The organism is Glutamicibacter mishrai, from assembly GCF_012221945.1.
Classification (GTDB): domain Bacteria; phylum Actinomycetota; class Actinomycetes; order Actinomycetales; family Micrococcaceae; genus Glutamicibacter; species Glutamicibacter mishrai.
On the sequence record NZ_CP032549.1, the window covers coordinates 3253538 to 3274619 of the forward strand.

Genomic DNA, 21082 nt, shown 5'->3' on the forward strand with positions numbered 1-21082 from the left:
ACGCGAAAGTAAGCGACTACGATGGTCTCGGGGCTTAAGCCCTGGGGCCATCGTTTTTATGTGAAAAGGAATGAAATGCACGTACTGGTAACTGGCGGTGCAGGCTACATAGGTTCGCACGCAGTGCTCCTATTGCTCGAAGCTGGCCACAAAGTTTCTGTCTTCGATAATCTCAGCAATTCTTCGCCTGAGTCGTTGCGCCGCGTTCGAGAAATGTCTGGTTCTGCTCCGGATCTATTCATTGGCGATTTGCTCGACAGTGACCGGTTGGATTCAGTTTTGAGCCAGACCCAGCCCGACGCTGTAATTCATTTCGGCGGGTTGAAGGCCGTTGGCGAATCAGTGCAAAAGCCAATTTCCTATTACCAGAACAATGTTGTTGGCACCTTGAACCTGGTTTCCGCGATGGAAAAGGCCGGCGTGAAGCGTTTGGTCTTCAGCTCTTCCGCAACGGTCTACGCCGAGTCCACCGAATTGCCGTTGGTTGAAGGCGCCCAGCGGGATGCCTCAAATCCCTATGGCCGCACCAAGCTGCATATCGAGCAGATCCTTGAAGATCTTGCAGTCTCCGACTCCTCGTGGTCCATCGCCACCTTGCGCTACTTCAACCCAGTCGGTGCTCATCCATCGGGGAATATCGGCGAGGACCCACAGGGTATCCCGAACAACCTCATGCCTTTTATTGCTCAGGTTGCCGTTGGACGCCGAAGCGAAGTTCAAGTCTTTGGCAATGATTACCCGACCTATGACGGCACGGGTGTACGCGACTACATTCACGTCATGGACCTCGCCCAGGGACACTTGGACGCATTGGACTTCCTGAACAGCCACAACGGGCAATACGTTTGGAACCTCGGAACGGGAAGCGGAACCAGCGTGCTTGACGTCATCGGCGCATTCTCACGAGCCTGCGGCCGCCAGCTGCCATACAAATTGGTAGACCGCCGCCCAGGCGACATTGCCGAGTATTACGGTGATCCAACCACAGCTCGCCTGGAGCTCGGCTGGAAGGCCGAACGTGGCGTAGAGGAAATGGCCCGAGATATGTGGGAATGGCAGTCCAAAAACCCTGCCGGATACCCGGATTATGATCTTGACGGAATTTCTGAAGAAGAAATTAACGAATTCATTCGCGGGGCCCGCGCGTCAATCGTCAAAGAAAAGTAGACAAGAGAAATAATCAAATGAAAATTGCAAGATTTGTAGTAGACGGTGACCCGCTCTATGGAGTCGTCGATGGAAACGACATCCATGTCCTAGCAGGTGACCCTTTCTTCCAGGGAATCAAGACCACCGGTGCAACCCACAGCCTTGACGATGTTCGACTGGTGGCTCCAATCATCCCGCGCTCCAAGGTCGTTGGATTCGGACGCACCTACCGCGAGCATGCCAAGGAACTCGGCAACGAGATCCCGCAGGAACCACTGATGTTCCTGAAGCCAAACACTTCCGTGGTTGGCCATGGGGATCCTGTCACCTTGCCTGCGTTTTCAGATGAAGTTTCCTTCGAAGGGGAACTTGCAGTAGTCATCGGACGGATTTGCAAGGACGTCCCTGCCGACAAAGCACAGGACGTGATCTTCGGATACACCGTTGCCAATGACCTGACCGCACGGGATGCTCAACGCAAAGACCCTCAGTGGGCCCGCGCCAAGGGATTCGATGGTTCTTGCCCATTGGGTCCATGGATCGAAACTGAATTGTCTGATCCAGATGATGTCAGCATCGTCACCCGAGTCAATGGGGATGTCCGGCAAGACGGATCAACCAACGAGATGATCTGGCCCGTTAATGAACTTGTTGCCCGAGCTTCCGAGGCATTCACCCTTTTGCCAGGAGATGTCATCATGACCGGGACACCTGCAGGCGTGGGATTAGTTAATGCCGGAGATGTCGTGGAAATTGAGGTTGAAGGAATCGGTTCATTACGAAGTGTATTCCGACGCTGAGTTAGTTTATCTATCCTTTATCCGGATACAATAATAACTACCACCAACTTGCCATCATCATTTTGGTGGAACCGCACTGGCTCTCGATCATTTATGTGATCGGGAGCCTTGCGGTTTAAATGCAACTTTCGGCTCGGAAGGCATAGAATGAAGACATCATGACTGATCTATCGCTGATTCCTGTAGTAACCGAAGACACCCCGGTCCGCGTCCGCTTTTGCCCATCACCCACTGGTACGCCACACGTTGGCCTGATCCGCACGGCCCTGTTCAACTGGGCCTATGCTCGTCACACCGGCGGCAAGATGATTTTCCGCATCGAAGACACCGATGCGAAGCGTGATTCGGAAGAAAGCTACAACCAGGTACTCGATGCCTTGGGCTGGTTGGGTATCGACTGGGACGAAGGCGTAAACGTCGGGGGACCGCACGAGCCTTACCGCCAGTCTCAGCGAGGCGAGATCTACCAGGACGTCATTGCCAAGCTGCGCGCTGCTGGCCACGTTTACGAGTCCTACTCGACTCCAGATGAGATCGAAGCCCGTCACAAGGCGGCTGGCCGAGACCCAAAGCTTGGCTACGACAACTTTGACCGCGAGCTCACTGACGAGCAGAAAGCCGCTTTCAAGGCTGAAGGGCGCGAGCCTGTGCTGCGTGTGCGCATGCCAGATCACGACGTCACCTTCGATGACTTGGTCCGCGGAGAAATCACGTTCAAGGCCGGCAGCGTTCCGGACTTCGTAGTTGTTCGTGCAAACGGACAGCCCTTGTACACCTTGGTAAACCCAGTTGACGATGCATTGATGGGTATCACCCATGTGCTTCGTGGCGAAGACCTGCTGTCCTCAACCCCTCGCCAGGTGGTGTTGTACGCGCTGCTTCACGATATTGGTGTTGCACAGTACATGCCTCGTTTCGGCCACCTCCCATACGTCATGGGCCAGGGCAACAAGAAGCTTTCCAAGCGTGATCCAGAATCAAGCTTGTTCTTGCACCGCGACAACGGATTCATCCCAGAAGGCTTGCTCAACTACTTGGCACTGCTCGGATGGTCGCTCAGCGCAGACGAGGACATCTTCTCCCGCGAGCAGCTCGTTGAGGCATTCGATGTAACCGATGTCCTTTCGAACCCGGCTCGATTCGACGTCAAGAAGGCGGAAGCAATCAACGGCACGCACGTGCGCATGCTGGAGCCACAAGACTTCCGCGACCGACTGGTTCCTTACCTTCAGGCCGCGGATCTGCTCGGCTCGGAACTGACTGCTCGCGAGAACGAGATCCTTGATCAGGCAGCTCCCTTGGTCCAGGAACGCATCGCGCTCCTGGGTGAAGCAACGGACATGCTCGAATTCCTGTTCAAGTCTGATGATGAAATTGTCATTGCCGACAACGCGCTCAAGGGGATGCCAGCCAACCTTGTTGAGGTTGTTGAAGCCTCGGTTGAAGCATTGGAAGCTTTGTCAGATTGGAATGCGGAAACCATCCAGGGCGCGCTTCGTGCCAAGCTGGTTGACGAGTTGGAGCTCAAGCCACGCCAAGCCTTTGGTCCTGCACGTGTAGCGATCTCCGGTAAGCGAGTATCGCCACCGCTCTTCGAGTCCATGGAAATCCTGGGCCGCGATTCGAGCCTCAACCGTCTTCGCGCATTTGGAGCGTCTCGGTAAGCTGCTGCGCTTGCGATAACTAATTCAAATAAGCCTCGGGCGCCATCGATTTCAAAAGTCGGTGGCGCCTGAGGTTTTTGATGTTCGGATTGGATTCAATGCCATGCCGGCTGGCGGATATGAAAGATCTGCCGCGGTGCATGCAGGCGCAGTGGGTCAGTTCACACAGATGATGAGGGCGCAAGATTGTTCTCAGCTGACAGGAGTAGGCGATTTTCCGGCGAAATTCCGCGGATGTCTAGACGGGTAGGTGATGGGCTCTCCGATTTGTGTAGATGGTTGACTGCCGGTATAGTTGTATCTCGTGCTACGGAAGTGGCCTGGAATAATGCTTGACAGAATTCCTAAACTCCCAAGTCACAATGGGATATGGTGTAATTGGCAACACAACGGTTTCTGGTTCCGTCATTCTAGGTTCGAGTCCTGGTATCCCAGCGCTTCACCGGATTCGTTCGGTGAGTCAAGGTGAAACTTGACGTACGGCCCCATCGTATAGCGGCCTAGTACTCCGCCCTCTCACGGCGGCAACACGGGTTCGAATCCCGTTGGGGTCACCATATGAAAAACCACGGAGAGATCCGTGGTTTTTTCTTTTGCGCAGAAAACGTGCTTCCATCTCTCAGCAAACACCATCGCCATAAGGCAAGATGGTGCACATGGAGTCGAACTCAGATCAGACAAAGCCTGCATTGAGTGGTGCCGCTGGAAGCGCAAATACCAGTGACATCACCATTGGAAGCCTCACGGAATTACGTGGCATACTCACGGATCTTGTTTTCGTCGGTAATCAGTCTTCTGCGGCATCTGAAAGCGAACAGCTGCGCGAAAAGACGCTGCACCAGATATCCGACTATTTAATTCCTCGCGTCTCAAATTTGGGGGCGCCGTTATTGGCCGTGATTGGTGGTTCCACTGGCTCCGGCAAGTCGACACTGGTCAATTCACTCATCGGGGAGCAAATCAGTATTTCCGGCGCTGTCAGGCCAACGACTCGTACTCCTGTCCTCGCATTCAATCCCGTGGATCAGCCCTTCTTCGAATCAGATCGCGTGCTCCCGGAACTCACCCGCGTTTCAGGAGGCGGTTTTGCGGTAACCGGGGATTCGTCTCGAAATGAAGCGCTCTTGATGAAGCCGCACGCGAGCGTACCTCAGGGGCTGGCGATCCTCGATGCGCCGGATATCGACTCAGTATCAGACGATAATCGGGCGCTTGCAGGACAGCTGCTCAACGCCGCTGATTTATGGATTTTTGTAACGACAGCCAACCGGTACGCAGACGCATTGCCGTGGGAACTGTTGACAGATGCCGGTGTCAGGGACATCACCGTTTCCGTCGTACTCAACCGAGTTCCTCAGGGAGCCGAGCGAGATATCGTGCCAGACTTGCGTCGCTTGCTGAGCGAAAAGAATCTGGATCCTGCTCTGCTGCACGTCTTTAACGAGACGCAACTCAACGAAGAGAAACTCCTGCCGGGGGAGCAAGTTGAACCTCTGTTGGCGTGGCTCAATGCATTGGCCGCTGACTCCACCAAGAGGCAAGAGGTCGCTGCGCAAACACTGGCGGGTGCCTTGCGTCGCACCACGGCCGATGTCGGAGAGCTATTGGCCGAATTGCAAGACCAGGCGCAACAGATTGAAGACTTGCGTCAGCTGACCAAAGGGAGATTTGCCCAGGCGCAGGAACGCATCAATGCCGCACTCAACGACGGATCGCTATTACGCGGAGAAATCCTGGCGCGCTGGCAAGATTTTGTTGGAGCAGGGGAGCTGCTTCGCGGGATCGAGGGAGCTATTGGGCGTGTCCGAGACAGGGTGGGCGCTTTCTTTTCCGGCCGGCCACCAGCCACGCATCGTGTTGAGCAAGCTATCGAATCAGGCCTGCATACGGTGTTCATCGCCGAAATTACCAAGGCCTGCCATGACGTCGATAGGTCTTGGAAGAACACACCATTGGGCCAGGTGCTCCGCGCAGATCTGGTTTCGCCGCGGCCGCCAAAGGATCTTGATGAGCGGGCTGCTGACAGTATCCGACTCTGGCAAAAAGACATTCTTGAGATGATCCGTGAAGAAGGTGCTGGCAAGCGAAAAACCGCCCGCATAGCTGCCTTTGGGGTCAACGGCGTCGCGGTCATTTTGATGGTTGTAGTTTTTGCCTCGACCGCGGGTTTGACCGGACTTGAAATCGGTATTGCCGGCGGGTCTGCTGTAGTGGGCCAGAAGCTGTTGGAAGCGATATTTGGCGAGGATGCTGTCCGGCGCATGGCAACCAGGGCGCGCAAGATGTTGGATGCACGAGCGGAAGCTTTGATTGGCAAGAGCGTGCAGTTATACGCGGACGGGCTGGATCATGTGGCGCAACCGAAAGCGGCCCTGGCCTTGAACAAAGTCACTGATCGATTGAACGGCAAGGGGGCTAAATAATGGCGGAACGAAAAGTAGTCCGTGCTGTTAATGGTCTGAATCAGCAGATTGACAGCGTTATCGGCGCCATGGAGCTAGCTGAACCATATCTGGATCCGGACAGCATCGATTTGGCGGCCTCGGTCATCAGGAAATCGGAATCACGTCGAAAGCTATCCTCGGAACACGTGGTTGTGGGTCTCTTTGGCGCAACGGGTAGCGGCAAGTCCACACTCTTCAACGCTCTCGTTGGCCAGGAATTGGCGTCAACAGGGGTGATCCGTCCTACGACGACAAATACAGTAGCTGCCATTTGGGATACAGCAGGCGCCAATGAGCTTCTGGACTGGCTTGAAGTGACAGATCGCCACGTCATTGAAGAGAGCGCAGAGCCTCGACGCCGATCCTCGAAAAAAGACTTTGATTCCGGGCTATTGCTCCTGGATCTGCCGGACATGGATTCGACGCGGGTGGAGCATCATCAGATTGCCTCGCGCCTGGTGGGTCAGGTAGATTTCCTGGTTTGGGTTCTTGATCCCCAGAAGTATGCGGATGCATCCATTCACCATGGTTTTCTCAACTCCTTGCAAAGCCAACAGGGAAATATCCTGATTGTTCTGAACCAGATAGATCGAGTGGCCGAGTCTGACCGCAAGAACATAGTTAGTTCCTTGCGCGATACTCTCGCTTCGTCCGGATTGGAAAGACTTCCGATTGTCTGCGCGTCGGCCACCACCGGAGAAGGGCTGGACGAAGTCCAACAGCAGATCGCTGCTGCCGCGAAAAACAAGGCCATTTCCACGCGCCGGCTCAGGTCTGACGTTGACCAGGTAGTGCACCACCTGAATGGACAAATAAGCGTTGAAAAAGTCCGTCAGCCAAGCCAGATGCATCAATCCGAACTGGAACGAACGATCGCCAATGCTCACGGCGCACAATATATTGCTGACGCAGTAGAGACTTCGTACAAGCTCCGGGCAGCCCGACGCACAGGTTGGCCAGTGACCACCTGGCTGATTCGACTGCGCAATGATCCATTGCAGCGAATGAACTTGGGCCGCAAACGGGACGAACCCGAATTGTCCATCACCTCGCGTCCAGAACTATCCGTGGCAGAATCTTCGGCCATTGACCACGCTATCGATAAGTATGTTCAGCAAAGCACCGAAGAACTGCCTGACAGTTGGCATGAACCAATTCGAGAACAGGTCGGGGCCAATGTCGAGCACCTTGATGGTGCCGTTGATGCCGCTATCGCTAGCACGCAGCTTGGCGTTGAAAAGTCATCATGGTGGTGGCCTGTCGTCAAATTTATCCAGTGGGTCTCATTGTTGGCAGCATTGACCGGTGCGCTTTGGCTTGCTGCTTATCCCGTTGCTGGGTACTTCCAATTCGACTTGCCCTCGGCCCCACGGGTGGAAGGGATCGCGCTTCCCACGCTGGTCTTGGCAATCGGGTTATTGCTGGGTATCGTCCTAGGCATAGCGTGCTCATTCGTCAATCGAATAGTGGCTAAAGTTAAACGTAGGAAGGCGTTAAGGAATATCGAACGTTCAGTATCCGGCTTGGTTCGCACGGCCATCGTTGAACCTGTAGACGAGTATCTGACTACGTATAACAGCTATGCCACCCTTATTACCTCAGCAGCAAAGAAAGCCGACTAGAACTCTGTGACTATTAATCAGCCTGAAGCTACCGTTGGAGACCTTGGCGAGCAAGGAATTCTTGACACCATACTTCCACTCCTTGATTCGCAAAAGGCAAACCTCGGTCCGGGGGACGATGCAGGTGCGCTAAGCGTTCAGGGCTCGGAAATCCTGGTTTCGGTGGATACTCTTGTCGAAAATCAAGACTTCAAGTTGGTTTGGCCAAGCGGTCTAGAACACCGTGCTTATGACATCGGGTGGAAGTCTATTGCCCAGAATGTTTCGGATATCAACGCCATGGGCGGCACCACTACCGGCGCGGTAGTTTCCTTGTCGCTGCCTGCTCAGACATCCCTTCAGTGGGTTAAAGATTTTGCCCAGGGAATGGCAGATGCCATCAGTTCGCTGGGGGCCAAGGAACTCACGATTCTCGGCGGTGACCTTGGCAAGTCAACGGAAATCTCGGTGACGACAACGGTTCTGGGGGAGTGCGCGCACGGAAAGATTCTGCGCAATGGCGCCAAGCCTGGGGACGTCATCGCAGTGGCTGGCCGTCTTGGTGATGCCGGTGCTGGGCTAACTGTTTTGGAACATCGCAGCGACGCCAATAAGTGGAGCAGGGCTGTGCGCAGGATTGCAGAAGCGCAATGCAAGCCCGCACCACCATTAGGGTCAGGTCCTCGCGCAGCTGAAGCCGGCGCTCACGCCATGATGGATATCTCTGATGGCCTCGTTCGTGATACTTCGCGTCTGGCCAAGAACAGCGGCATTAGCATCGATTTCAACAGCGAGGTATTGAAAAAGTTCGCTGCACGTTTGGCGCCCGCTGCGCAATTGACCGGGACAGATCCAATGGAATGGGTATTGCACGGCGGTGAGGACTTTGGCCTTGTGGCCGCTTTCCCAAACGAAGATGTGGTTCCCGAAGAATTCACGGTGATTGGCGCTGCCAAGGCGCGAAGTGGCCGACGCTCATTGGTGACGGTCGACGGGAAGATCGCGACCGCAAGCGCGGGATTTGACCACTTCAACTAAGCCGCGGCCCACGCACACCGCGGCTTCCTAGCTGTGGTCGTTTTGCACTCTGAGCAGTTCAGAAAGCTCATGGGCGGCACTGGTGACCGCTTCGTGGTGGATCTTTCCTGGCTGCCGCGTCAGTCGCTCAATGGGGCCGGACAACGACAAAGCGGCGATGACGCGGCCGGACTGGCCACGGACAGGCGCTGAAACCGAAGCAACGCCTGGTTCGCGTTCACCCAAGGACTGAGCCCAGCCACGCCGGCGCACGCCCGCAAGAATGGTAGGCGTGAAACGAGCGTGATGCAGTCCTTCGACCATCCGCTCGTTGTCCTCCCAAGCCAAGAGAATCTGTGCGGCTGAGCCAGCTTTCATCGACAGCTGGGTTCCCACCGGAATGGTATCGCGCAATCCGATGGGTCGTTCTGCGCTGGCGATGCATACACGGAAGTCGCCTTGTTTGCGAAAAATCTGGGTACTTTCACCGGTCAGGTCTCGAAGCTTGATGAGAATCGGCCCTGCCGCGCTGACCAAGCGATCTTCACCTGCGGCGCTGGCCAACTCCACCAAGCGATTTCCAAGCTCAAAGCGGCCGTGCATATCTCGGCCTAACAGCCCGTGGTGGACCAACGACTGGGCGATGCGGTGCACCGTCGGACGCGAAATGTCCGTCAGCTCCACCAACTGGGAAAGGGACGTCGGTCCGTTTTCCAGCGCGTTGAGGATGGCTGCTGCCTTATCGAGAACACCTACACCGCTACCTATTGTCATAGTCCCAGTATCACGTCTCATTATTTGAGATTCAAGTCCGCATACTGGAAATGACTATCTGTGAAGTGTCAAAGTTGAACTACCACAATTACGTAGCTTGAGGAGTGTGTCGCATGTCCGCCATGCAGTCGCCCCAGACATTGGCAGAAAAAGTTTGGAGTGCACATGTTGTGCGCCAAGGTGAAGGAAGTGGAGAGTCCCGCCAGCCGGACTTGATCTACATTGACCTCCACCTCCTACACGAAGTGACCTCGCCGCAGGCGTTCGAGGGGCTTCGCCTGGCAGGACGCCAACTGCGCCGCCCGGATCTGACCATCGCGACAGAAGATCACAACACTCCTACGCTGGAAATCGACAAGCCTATCGCTGACTTGACCAGCCGCACACAGATTAATACCCTGCGTGAAAACTGCAAGGAGTTCGGCGTCCGCCTTCACTCGCTGGGCGACAAGGAACAGGGCATCGTCCACGTGGTTGGCCCGCAGCTGGGCCTGACCCAGCCGGGCATGACCGTGGTCTGCGGAGACTCCCACACCTCCACGCACGGCGCATTCGGCGCTCTGGCATTCGGTATTGGCACCTCCGAGGTGGAGCACGTGATGGCCACCCAGTCGCTGAGCCTGAAGCCTTTCAAGACCATGGCTATCAACGTCGAGGGCACCTTGAAGCCGGGAGTCACCTCCAAGGACATCATTCTGGCTGTCATTGCCAAGATTGGCACCGGTGGCGGCCAAGGGTACGTTCTCGAGTACCGCGGTTCAGCCATCCGCTCGCTGTCCATGGACGCGCGAATGACCATCTGCAACATGTCCATCGAAGCAGGCGCTCGCGCTGGCATGATCGCTCCGGACGAGACAACCTTTGAATATGTGAAGGGCCGTCCGCACGCGCCAAAGGGTGAGGACTGGGACGCAGCGGTAGAAGACTGGAAGCAGCTGCACTCCGATGAAGGAGCCCAGTTTGATGCAGAGGTCTTCCTGAACGCCGATGAACTTGAACCATTCGTCACCTGGGGAACCAACCCAGGCCAGGGTGTCTCACTCTCCCAGAGTGTTCCTTCGCCGGAAGACTTCGAAGACGAGAATGATCGCAAAGCCTGCGAACGCGCTCTGAACTACATGGGCCTGACCGGCGGAACGCCGATGAAGGATATCCGTGTGGATACCGTCTTCCTGGGATCCTGCACCAACTCTCGCATGGAAGACCTGCGGGCCGCGGCAGAAGTCATCAAGGGAAAGACCAAGGATCCAAACATCCGGATGATCGTGGTGCCAGGCTCGGCCCGCGTGCGGCTGGAAGCCGAAGCCGAGGGACTGGATCAGGTATTCAAGGACTTCGGCGCCGAGTGGCGATTCGCTGGTTGCTCCATGTGCCTGGGAATGAACCCGGACCAGCTGGATGAGGGGGAGCGCTGCGCTTCAACCTCCAACCGCAACTTCGAAGGCCGCCAGGGCAAGGGCGGACGCACGCACCTCGTTTCGCCGCTGGTTGCCGCCGCCACCGCGGTCCGCGGAACCCTGTCCTCGCCAAGCGACCTGGTCAACGCAGCGGCTGCAGTCTAGAAAGGATTACCACGATGGAAAAGATTGTTACCCACACCGGCATTGGTGTTCCGCTGCGGCAGAGCAACGTGGACACGGATCAGATCATCCCTGCTGTCTACCTCAAGCGCATTACGCGAACCGGCTTCGAGGACGCGCTGTTTGCCGGCTGGCGCCGCGACGAGAACTTCATCCTGAATAAGGAACCTTTTAACGCCGGTTCCGTGCTTGTTGCCGGCCCGGACTTCGGTACCGGCTCTTCACGCGAGCACGCAGTTTGGGCATTGAAGGATTACGGCTTCAAAGCAGTGATCTCCGCACGTTTTGCCGACATCTTCCGCGGCAACTCCGGCAAGCAGGGATTGGTTGCCGCCGAGGTGGCGCAGAGCGACATCGAACTGATCTGGAAGGAATTGGAGAACAACCCGGGCACCACCGTGACCGTGGATCTTGAAGCCCGTACCGTTCACTGCGGCTCGATCTCGGCGCCATTCCAGATTGATGATTACACCCGCTGGCGCCTGATGGAAGGCCTGGACGACATCGGGCTGACTCTGCAGCAGGAAGATGCCATCACGGCCTACGAGGCGCAGCGTCCGGCGCACAAGCCTAAAACGCTGCCCGCACAAACCGCCGGCTAAGAGGTTTTTCCTGAAGCCGGAATAATAGGTCCGCTCTTTACCGTTCTTATAGCGGGAGAGCGGACCTACTGTTCTTCCTAGGACGCATATACCGCTCAGGGTTGTGACGTGGCTGAAAGCATGCTCACAATGTGTGCGCCACGGGATGATCTGAACATACCAGCGGGTACATAAGCGGTATGCTTGCTAAGTCCTGCCAGTTCGAAAGCTCAGAAGCTTCGGCGGGCGATAACGACTACGCGATGAGGTAATTCATACATGGGTAAGATCTTGACGATCCATGGTGGTGTTCCACTTGAGGGCACCGTACGAGTCGGCGGAGCAAAGAACCTAGTGCCAAAAGCCATGGTTGCAGCTCTGCTTGGTGACACTCCTTCTGTTCTGCGCAATGTGCCAGAAATCAAAGACGTCGTAGTAGTACGCAGTTTGCTTGAGATTCATGGTGTCAAGGTTGATCAGGACCCAACCACTGGTGATCTCACCATGGACCCTACCCAGGTCAAGATTGCCTCGAACCAGGCCATCGATGCCCACGCAGGCGACTCCCGTATCCCTATTCTGTTCTGCGGCCCGCTGATCCACTCCTTGGGTGAAGCCTTCATCCCGGATCTGGGTGGCTGCCGCATCGGCGACCGTCCCATCGATTTCCACCTCGAAGTCCTGCGCGAATTCGGCGCAGTCGTGGACAAGGCCCCGGACGGCATCCGCATCTCGGCACCCAACGGCCTGCACGGTGCCAAGCTCTCCTTGCAGTACCCAAGCGTTGGCACCACGGAGCAGGTTCTGCTCTCGGCCGTTCGCGCCAAGGGCGTTACCGAAGTCAGCAACGCGGCCATCGAGCCAGAAATCCTGGACTTGATCTCTCTGCTGCAGAAGATGGGCGCCATCATCTCGGTACACCGCGATCGTGTCATTCGCATCCAGGGCGTGGACCAGCTCACCGGCTTTGACCACACCGCCTTGCCTGACCGCAACGAGGCCGCTTCGTGGGCTTCGGCAGCACTGGTCACCAAGGGCGACATCTTTGTTCAGGACGCACAGCAGCGCGACCTGACCGCCTTCCTCCACGTATACCGCCAGATTGGTGGCGAATTCGAAGTCAAGTCCAACGGCATTCGCTTCTACCACCCAGGTGGAGATCTGAATCCATTGATCCTGGAAACCGACGTCCACCCAGGTTTCATGACCGACTGGCAGCAGCCGCTGGTCGTGGCACTGACCCAGGCCAAGGGCGTTTCCGTGATCCACGAAACCGTTTACGAAAACCGTTTCGGATTCACCGATGCTCTGGTGCGCATGGGCTCCACCGTCCAGGTGCACACCGACTGCCTCGGTTCCACTCCTTGCCGCTTCGGTCAGCGCAACTTCAAGCACTCAGCTGTTGTTGTCGGCCCGGCAAAGCTCACCGGTGCTGATATTGACGTTCCAGATCTTCGTGGCGGTTTCTCCCACCTCATCGCAGCCCTGGCTGCTGAGGGCACCAGCCGTGTGACCGGAATTGAAATCATCAACCGCGGCTACGAGCACTTCATGGACAAGCTGCAGAGCTTGGGCGCCAACGTCGAGCTGAGCAACTAACAAAGGGGATCTTGTTCGTGGTAAAGATCCTGGCTCCGGGGGAGTCTGCAAAAACCAAGCGTGTCTTTTCCGTCTTGGCGGGAATCGTCCGTCCGGTGATGAATGGCTTGACGGGTAGAACCTGGAAGGGCTTTGAAAACCTTCCGCAGGGTGGATACATCGTCTGCCCAAATCATCTGACGGAAATTGATCCGCTGGTAGTCGGGCACGCCATTTACAGTAACGGCAGGCTTCCTCGTTGGCTGGCTAAGGAATCACTTTTTAAGCCACCTGTGCTTGGCTGGTTCCTGCGGACCACCGGCCAAGTCCCCGTTTCACGTAGCTCTGCAAGTGCAGGTGACTCGTTGAAGCAGGCCAAGAAGGTGCTGGACGCCGGCGGAGTCATCGTGATTTACCCCGAAGGCACGCTGACCAGGGATCCCAACCTGTGGCCCATGATCGGACGCACCGGTGCAGCGCGCTTGGCGTTGCAAACCGGTGCTCCGGTCGTGCCCATGGCACACTGGGGAGACCAGGAGCTACTGCCGAGGTACTCCAAGAAGATGTACCTGTTCCCGCGCAAGCATGTCACCGTCTCCGTTGGAGCACCGGTAGACCTGGATGATTTGCGAGAAGGCCCGCGCACCCGCACGGCGCTCCAGGAAGCAACGGACCGAATCATGGACGCGATCACCGGTTTGCAGGCTGAACTGCGCCAGGAAGAACCACCGGCCAAGCGCTGGGATCCTTCTGAGCATGGACAAGCCCAAACCGGCCGTAGCTTCGAAAAACCGGATAACTAATCATCACTCGACATCATCACTTTCTAGAGGACTGACAATGACAAAGCCACTTCCACGCAAGATCGCCGTGATGGGTGCCGGTAGCTGGGGTACAACGTTTGCCAAGGTCTTGGCTGACTCCGTTGCAGATCAGGGGATTCCCGTTCAGATCTGGGCACGCCGTGATGACGCAGCCAACGAGATCAACGAACGCCACACCAACTCCCGGTACCTTCGCGAGACGAAACTGCCTGCCAACATCTCAGCTTCGTCGAATCAGCGTGAGGTGCTAGAGGGTGCTGACCTTGTTGTCCTGGCCATCCCATCGCAGTCGCTGCGCCGGGAATTGGCTGTCTTCAAGAAGTACTTCGAGCCAGAAGCCGTATTGCTTTCCCTGATGAAGGGCCTGGAGCGCGGCACCGACCTTCGCATGAGCGAAGTGATTGCCGAGATTACCCAGTTCCCTGAAGATCGAATTGCTGTGCTGTCCGGTCCGAACCTTGCCATGGAAATTGCCCGGGAACAGCCAACGGCATCGGTCGTTGCTTGTGCCGACTCGGAAACCGCCCAGTGGATCGCTGAACTTTGCTCGGCACCGTACTTCCGTCCTTATACTAATGACGATGTCTTGGGTGTTGAGCTCGGTGGAATCGTCAAGAACATCATCGCGCTTGCTGTTGGCATGTGCGATGGCATGGGCATGGGCGACAACACCAAGTCCACGGTGATTACCCGTGGCTTGGCCGAGACAACCCGCCTGGTGCTCTCTTTGGGCGGACGCCTGGACACCCTGGCTGGCCTTTCGGGACTAGGCGACCTAGTTGCCACCTGTTCCTCATCGCTGTCACGCAACAACACCGCCGGTCGCCTGCTCGGCCAGGGCCTCTTCCTCGACGAGGTCAATGACCGCATGTCGCAGACTGCCGAAGGCATCAAATCCGCGCGGGCAGTCTTCGATCTGGCTCGCGCTCACGAAGTTGAAATGCCAATCACTGAAGCGGTGGTCATGGTGCTCGAAGGTTCGTTGAGCGTTGAAAACATGGCGGCGCGATTGCTGGCCCGCGAACTGAAATCTGAAGGAGAACAGAACTAATGGCTGACCGTAAACTTCGTGTCCTCCTGCTCTTCGGCGGACGTTCCTCGGAACACTCGGTTTCTTGCGTGACTGCCTCCGGCGTGATGCATGCAATCGACCGGGAGCGCTTTGACGTCATCCCCGTTGGCATCACTCGCAATGGTGGATGGACCCTCTTGGACAAGGATCCCGAAGGTTGGGCTCTCGATTCGGGCCAGTTGCCAGAAATCGCCTCCGTTGACCACCCGGTTCAACTATCACCCGAGCCGAATAAGACTTCACTTCAAGCTTTCGGCGGTTCAAAGATCTCGGAAATCTCCGAAATCGACGTAGTCTTCCCGCTGTTGCACGGTCCTTTCGGCGAAGACGGCTCGATTCAGGGAATGCTTGAAACCGCCGGAGTCCCATATGTTGGCTCCGGTATTGCCGCTAGCGCCATGGGCATGGATAAGCACTTCATGAAGGTCGTTTTTGAAGGGGCCGGCTTCAACGTTGGCCCTTACGAAGTCATCAGCAACAAGCAGTGGCTGCGTGACAGCGATGCCGCCTTGGCTCGTTGCGATCGCTTGGAATACCCGCTATTCGTCAAGCCTGCTCGCGCAGGTTCATCGGTTGGCATCACCAAGGTCGACGTCCCCTCGGATCTTCGCGCGGCTGTCGAGGTAGCCCGGGTTGAAGATCCAAAGGTGATTGTCGAGCAGGGGATTGTTGGCCGCGAAATCGAATGTGGTGTCCTGGAAGGCCGTGGCAGTTCTCCTGCCCGCGCTTCTTTGCCGGGCGAGATTGCCGTGGCAGATAACGGGCATACGTTCTACGACTTCGAAGCTAAATATGTGGACGGAACCGCTGCGCAGCTAAGCTGCCCTGCTGTATTGAGCGAAGAAGCCACTGCGGAAATTCGCGAATTGGCAGTCAAGGCCTTTGATTCCCTGGATGCTGAAGGTCTTTCGCGTGTTGACTTCTTCTACACGCCGGAGGGCCAGTGGATCATCAACGAGATCAATACGATGCCTGGCTTTACGCCGTCGAGCATGTACCCGCAGATGTGGGATAAGACGGGTATCGACTACCGTGAACTGATCAACGAGCTCATTGCCTTGGCAACTGAACGAAATGTCGGTCTTCGTTAATTTCCAGCCGTAAAAAGACGTTGGCCTGGTGCCCGAGATTTTCTCGGGGCACCAGGCCAACATCGTTTGAAGCAAAGTACGGATTACAACTGCTCTGACTTATCGACGCTCACACAAGCCTTCTGCGCGGGGATCTTGGCAGCAGCATCTGACAGGGACGCAAGAACCGTGCTTGAAGGAATCACATTCGGATCCAACACCACTTCCGTCGCTGGCGTGCGGCCGTAGGTGGTCAGCGTCCAGATCCCGGACTTCTCATCTTCGTGGGCGACCCAGTCAACGTCATTGACTGATACGCATGGATCGCTTGTCGGAGTGGGCACTTGGACGCCGCAGCGCAGAACCACTTTAGAAGGATCGCCCCAAGCCGAGGTGGCTTGGGAAGTGGTGGTGCGACGGTCAGCATCTCCGATAGTGTCTGGGAGCACTACCATCATCTCCGCGCAAAGTGGGTTAGCCGCATCGGGAGCCGCATCAACCGCTGCAACGGACGAGCACCCAGCGAGTAACGGCAAAAATAGTGCTCCAATTAAGGCGTTTCGAGTTAATCGGCCTACTTTTGGATTAAGTTTTGGTGACAGTCGGGCTGTGACACTGATTTTAGACACGTTATAAGCGTACATCGGCTATCTGAAAGATAAGATGTATTGAGTTGAAACTGTGAAAGGTAGCATATGTCCTTCGAAGAGCAGCCAGCAAGGCAGCGTACAAAGAAGAAGCGCACTGGGCGCGTAGTACTCTTTAGTGTTCTATCCATAGTGGTAATTGCTGCGTTGGTTGCCGGGCTATATGCCTGGAACTTGGCACGCACATTTGATGAAAATAGCAACAAGCTTGCTGACGCTTTTCCGGCCGAGGAAACTCGGCCGGAGGTCAAAGAAGAATCCAAGGACGCTATCAACGTCCTCTTGCTTGGATCCGATACTCGCGCAGAACGCTCCGATGATGAGCCGGGCGATGACTTCGCGACCCTACCTAGCGGCGGTCGTTCAGACACGATGATGCTGGTTCACATTCCGTCGGATCGCAAGAACGTGTTTGTCACCTCGATCATGCGTGATACGTGGCTTGACATTCCTGGCGTTGGGACGGCAAAGATCAACCGTGCCTTCGCCAGTGGTGGCGTTCCAAAGGCAGTTGAGACTCTTGAAGGTCTTTTCGGCATCCGCATTAACCACGTTGCATCCATCGACTTTGAAGGCTTCAAGGGACTGACCGATGCCGTAGGCGGGGTGACTGTCGATAACCCAATTGCTTTCACCCCGGTACATGCCAAGGGTTACTACTTCCCTAAGGGCGTGCAGAAGTTGGACGGCGAGAGCGCACTGACCTTCGTACGTGAGCGTAAGGCCTTCACCGGCGCCGGTGGTAGCGATTACCGCCGCGTGAAAAACCAGCAGCTCTTTGTTAAGGCATTGCTTGGCCAGATCCTGTCCAAGGAAACTTTGACAAGTCCCTCAAAGATTCAGAACGTTGTCAGCGAGATTGCTCCTTATGTTGCAGTAGACGACACCCTGGACTCGGCTAAGATTGCAGGTATTGCCTCGTCGATGCTGAATGTTCGCTCGGATGACATGACCTTCTTTACCCTGCCAAACAATGGTCCAGGCCGTTCTGCTGATGGCCAGTCCATCGTGGTTCCAGATATGGAGACCATTAACAAGTTCGGCGAAGCACTGCAGAATGACACTGTTGACGAGTTCGTAGATTCAACAGACTTGTCTCAGTAACACCAGCTAAGGAACAACTTTCCATGACCCCCCAAAAACTCGATACTTCCGTGCGCGCCATCAAAGAATGGCTTGCGCGGAGTGTGAAGAGTCTCGGGAATCACTCTGACCGGCTTAATGCCATCAATGTTTTTCCGGTAGCCGACGGCGATACAGGGAGCAATCTCTATCTCACCGCGCGGGCGGGTCATGACGCGGTCAGCGAGTTGGAAAGCGACGATATTGGTGGCTTCCTTGAGATTGCCGCGCGTTCCTCCATGGAGTCGGCGCGCGGCAACTCAGGCACCCTGTTCGCCGTCTTCCTCAGTGGTCTGAGCGAACCTTGGACCGGGCAAGAACGGCTGACAGCACCCTTGCTTGCCCAAGGACTGGAACGAGCTAAGGTCCGCTCTTGGTCCGCGTTGAGTGAACCGGTAGAAGGCACCATGCTGTCGGTCATCAACGCGATTGCCTTGGCCGCCAGTTCAACCCTGGCCCACATAAAAAACGACTACGAGAGCCGAGCAGCGCTCGATACCGTCCTGGTTCAAATGAAACAGGCAGCACAGCTGGCAGTCCAAGGTACAGAAACCGAACTGGCGCCACTGCTAGAAGCCGGCGTTGTCGATGCCGGTGCCGTGGGCATGCTGATCATCATTGATGAACTCTGTGCCGCCATCAGGAATGACGAAACCGACTTTGACTCCTATGAGTCATTCCACGGCTACAAGATCCAAGACCCCCATGTACATCTCAACCGCGAGGCAGAGTCCGGCGTTGAAGTGATGTGCACCGTTTCCCTCGATGCCCTGGGAGCTGCAACCCTAAGGGGACAGCTAGATTCCATGGGCAATTCGGTGATCATGTCTCCGGTGAATCAGCTGGAGGAAGACACCTATCGCTGGCGAGTACATGTCCACGTGGACGAAGCGCAACCAGCCCTGGATCTGATTGGCAAATATGGCGATCCGGTGAACGTCAGCGTAACCGACCTTTGCACCCACGATGACTGATCCAAGCCCCGTTTTGTTTGAAGAATCCGAGCTGGCCATGTACTTGGGCAACAAGAACGCCCAAGCTCTTGAGAAAGCCTTTGGATACAAAACCGTTGGGGACTTTCTCTGGCATTTTCCTCGTCGATACGTTGAAGTCGGCGAGCTCACGCCCATTGCCGAACTTCCCTTTGATGAACACGTCACGGTTGTCGCACAGGTAGTCAACGTCAGTCAGCGGCAAATGCACTCACGTCGTGGATTCATTTTCGAAGTCACCGTCAGCGATGAGTTGAGTTCCGGCGGTCAAGAATTGAAAATGACGTTCTTCAACGGATATCAAGCTCGCACAGACTTGACCGTTGGAACAATTGCCATGTTCAGCGGAAAAGTCGGGTGGTATCAGGACCACCTGCAACTGAGCCAGCCTGATTACGCGGTCCTTGACGAAGCCTCGCAAGCTGATCCTCGGCCTATTCCGATCTATCCTGCGTCGGCGAAGATGCCGAACAAGCGAATCCGGGACTTGATGGGACTTCTCATCCCGCACTTGTCAGAAGACAATCTGCCGGAGTTCCTTCCTGAAGAGATCCTTCGTTCGCATCGCTATCCAGAACGCCACAGAGCATTTCTTGAACGACACGTACCCCGCGAAATCAAGAAAGCCTATATCGCAAGACAGCGTTTTGCCTTTGAAGAAGCCTTCATTCTCCAGCTATCGCTTGCTGAAAGAAGCCGCCAACTGGGCACACAGCAGGCCATCGCCCGTCCGCGCATCGCGGGTCGGTTGGCTGAAAAATTCGATAATCAATTGCCGTTTGAGCTGACCGAAGATCAGCTGCAAGTAGGGGAGCAGATTTCCTCTGACTTGGCGCAGGCCCACCCGATGCATCGCTTGCTGCAGGGCGAGGTCGGTTCGGGCAAGACGATCGTCGCCCTGCGCGCCATCCTGCAGGTAATCGACGCGGGGGGACAAGCCGCGCTCTTGGCGCCAACCGAAGTGCTCGCGGCCCAGCATTTCAGTTCTATCAAGAAAATGCTCGGAAAGTTGGGGGAGCCCGGACTATTCGGTGAGGGCGAAGGCACCGGCATCGCGTTGCTGACCGGTTCGGCAAAAACCGCTCAACGTCGCGAAGCGCTGCTGGGAATCGCCAGCGGTGAAACCGGTCTGATAATCGGCACGCATGCGCTGTTGAGCGATCAAGTTCAATTTGCCGAGCTTGGCCTGGTCGTCGTTGATGAGCAGCACCGATTCGGCGTGGAACAACGTGATGCCCTCCGCGCAAAATCGGGTGCAGCCCTTCCGCACACGTTGGTGATGACCGCGACCCCGATTCCCAGGACGGTCGCGATGACCGTCTTCGGTGACCTGGATACTTCGACTATCAAGCGCCTGCCGGCCGGCCGAGCGCCAATTCAAACCCACATCGTTCCCATGCAGCTGGCCGGATATCGTGACCGCCTGTTTTCGCGGATCACCGAAGAGGTCTCCAAAGGGCATCAGGTTTATGTTGTTTGCCCGCGAATTACGGATACAGCGGCTGAACAAGGCGTGCTTCTCTCGACTTATGAGGAGCCTTCCGGCCAAACGATGAGCGTTGAGGCAATGACGGAACTGCTCGCGGGCATGCCCGAATTCGCTTCGATCCATACCGAGGCTTTGCACTCGCAGCTTGATTCGGCGCAGAAGCAAGATGTCATGGATTCATTTGCCCGCGGCGAAATTGATGTACTTGTCTCCACAACGGTTATCGAGGTTGGTGTTGACGTGCACAACGCAACTCTGATGGTCATCATGGACGCTGAGAGATTCGGGATATCCCAGTTGCACCAGTTGCGCGGCCGTGTGGGGCGTGGTGGATTGCCTGGCACCTGTCTGATGACGACCTGGCTTGATGCCGACCATCCTTCGGTAACGCGGCTCAAGACCATCGAGTCGACGATGGACGGATTTGAACTGGCGGAAGCGGACTTGGCGGAGCGGCGAGAAGGAAACATCTTGGGTGTCCAGCAGTCCGGTAGCCAGTCATCGCTCAAAGAGCTGAGTATTATCAAGGACCGCTCACTTATTGAGCAATCCCGGAGCAATGTTGATGTCCTCATGAAAGTGCCGCACTGGCACGAGAAATATCCGCGTCTCGTTCAGATCGCCGGAGCATGGGCCGATGAATCAACTAAAGAATTTTTGAACAAGAACTAGCAGGAA

17 protein-coding genes and 2 tRNA genes are annotated in these 21082 nt (G+C 56.0%); 17 read left to right on the plus strand and 2 right to left on the minus strand.

The features are described from left to right. Window positions 1-75: 75 nt before the first annotated feature. The 8 genes from galE (at window position 76) to thiL (ending at window position 8696) form a co-directional block, all read left to right on the plus strand. Window positions 76-1167 (plus strand): UDP-glucose 4-epimerase GalE, encoded by a 1092-nt coding sequence (gene galE, locus D3791_RS15180; RefSeq protein WP_149596784.1) that lies wholly within the window; start codon window positions 76-78, stop codon window positions 1165-1167. A 17-nt stretch (window positions 1168-1184) separates the two neighbouring features. Beyond that, window positions 1185-1949 (plus strand): fumarylacetoacetate hydrolase family protein, encoded by a 765-nt coding sequence (locus D3791_RS15185; RefSeq protein ID WP_172512697.1) that lies wholly within the window; start codon window positions 1185-1187, stop codon window positions 1947-1949. A gap of 158 nt (window positions 1950-2107) precedes the next feature. Next, on the plus strand, window positions 2108-3613 hold the full coding sequence (gltX, locus tag D3791_RS15190; RefSeq protein ID WP_022876929.1) for a glutamate--tRNA ligase: 1506 nt from the start codon (window positions 2108-2110) through the stop codon (window positions 3611-3613). A gap of 363 nt (window positions 3614-3976) precedes the next feature. Beyond that, window positions 3977-4048 (plus strand) — tRNA-Gln (locus tag D3791_RS15195). 46 nt (window positions 4049-4094) lie between these two features. Beyond that, window positions 4095-4170, plus strand: a tRNA-Glu gene (locus D3791_RS15200). A gap of 99 nt (window positions 4171-4269) precedes the next feature. Next, a complete protein-coding gene (locus D3791_RS15205) occupies window positions 4270-6036 on the plus strand; it encodes a P-loop NTPase family protein (RefSeq protein WP_172512698.1) in 1767 nt (588 codons plus the stop codon). Further along, window positions 6036-7679: a GTPase gene (locus D3791_RS15210; protein WP_172512699.1), complete on the plus strand. Its 1644-nt coding sequence runs from the start codon at window positions 6036-6038 to the stop codon at window positions 7677-7679. Before D3791_RS15205 ends, D3791_RS15210 begins: the two co-directional genes overlap by 1 nt. A gap of 6 nt (window positions 7680-7685) precedes the next feature. After that, window positions 7686-8696: a thiamine-phosphate kinase gene (gene thiL / locus D3791_RS15215; RefSeq protein ID WP_246242152.1), complete on the plus strand. Its 1011-nt coding sequence runs from the start codon at window positions 7686-7688 to the stop codon at window positions 8694-8696. Between the two features lie 27 nt (window positions 8697-8723). Here the strand turns inward: thiL and D3791_RS15220 are convergent, their stop codons facing one another. Continuing rightward, entirely contained in the window at window positions 8724-9449 is a 726-nt protein-coding gene (locus D3791_RS15220; RefSeq protein WP_172512700.1) for an IclR family transcriptional regulator, read from the minus strand. A 122-nt stretch (window positions 9450-9571) separates the two neighbouring features. On the opposite strand from D3791_RS15220, the gene leuC reads away from it, so the two are divergent. From leuC to D3791_RS15250, 6 genes are all read left to right on the plus strand, one after another. Continuing rightward, complete coding sequence (leuC, locus tag D3791_RS15225; protein WP_172512991.1) at window positions 9572-11011, plus strand: 3-isopropylmalate dehydratase large subunit; 1440 nt, start codon at window positions 9572-9574, stop codon at window positions 11009-11011. A gap of 14 nt (window positions 11012-11025) precedes the next feature. Continuing rightward, window positions 11026-11631 carry a 3-isopropylmalate dehydratase small subunit gene (leuD, locus tag D3791_RS15230; protein WP_172512701.1) on the plus strand — a complete coding sequence of 202 codons (606 nt, stop codon included), beginning with the start codon at window positions 11026-11028 and terminating at the stop codon, window positions 11629-11631. A 258-nt stretch (window positions 11632-11889) separates the two neighbouring features. Continuing rightward, window positions 11890-13209 (plus strand): UDP-N-acetylglucosamine 1-carboxyvinyltransferase, encoded by a 1320-nt coding sequence (gene murA, locus D3791_RS15235; protein ID WP_022876692.1) that lies wholly within the window; start codon window positions 11890-11892, stop codon window positions 13207-13209. A gap of 17 nt (window positions 13210-13226) precedes the next feature. Continuing rightward, the gene (locus D3791_RS15240) at window positions 13227-13991 is read left to right on the plus strand and encodes a lysophospholipid acyltransferase family protein (protein ID WP_246242154.1); all 765 of its coding nucleotides are present in this window, start codon (window positions 13227-13229) and stop codon (window positions 13989-13991) included. A gap of 37 nt (window positions 13992-14028) precedes the next feature. Continuing rightward, the gene (locus D3791_RS15245; RefSeq protein WP_022876690.1) at window positions 14029-15063 is read left to right on the plus strand and encodes an NAD(P)H-dependent glycerol-3-phosphate dehydrogenase; all 1035 of its coding nucleotides are present in this window, start codon (window positions 14029-14031) and stop codon (window positions 15061-15063) included. Continuing rightward, complete coding sequence (locus D3791_RS15250; RefSeq protein WP_022876689.1) at window positions 15063-16175, plus strand: D-alanine--D-alanine ligase family protein; 1113 nt, start codon at window positions 15063-15065, stop codon at window positions 16173-16175. The genes D3791_RS15245 and D3791_RS15250 overlap by 1 nt, the downstream gene beginning before the upstream one ends. Before the next feature lie 83 nt (window positions 16176-16258). Here the strand turns inward: D3791_RS15250 and D3791_RS15255 are convergent, their stop codons facing one another. Further along, a complete protein-coding gene (locus D3791_RS15255; RefSeq protein ID WP_061952306.1) occupies window positions 16259-16798 on the minus strand; it encodes a DUF3515 domain-containing protein in 540 nt (179 codons plus the stop codon). A gap of 177 nt (window positions 16799-16975) precedes the next feature. On the opposite strand from D3791_RS15255, the gene D3791_RS15260 reads away from it, so the two are divergent. Genes D3791_RS15260 through D3791_RS15270 form a run of 3 tightly spaced genes read left to right on the plus strand, consistent with a single transcriptional unit; the run spans window position 16976 to window position 21076 of the window. Beyond that, a complete protein-coding gene (locus D3791_RS15260) occupies window positions 16976-17905 on the plus strand; it encodes an LCP family protein (protein ID WP_246242156.1) in 930 nt (309 codons plus the stop codon). A 23-nt stretch (window positions 17906-17928) separates the two neighbouring features. Further along, window positions 17929-18897 (plus strand): DAK2 domain-containing protein, encoded by a 969-nt coding sequence (locus D3791_RS15265; RefSeq protein WP_022876686.1) that lies wholly within the window; start codon window positions 17929-17931, stop codon window positions 18895-18897. 37 nt (window positions 18898-18934) lie between these two features. Next, window positions 18935-21076, plus strand: coding sequence for an ATP-dependent DNA helicase RecG (locus D3791_RS15270; protein WP_246242158.1), 2142 nt, complete (start codon window positions 18935-18937; stop codon window positions 21074-21076). The last annotated feature ends 6 nt before the right edge of the window (window positions 21077-21082 follow it).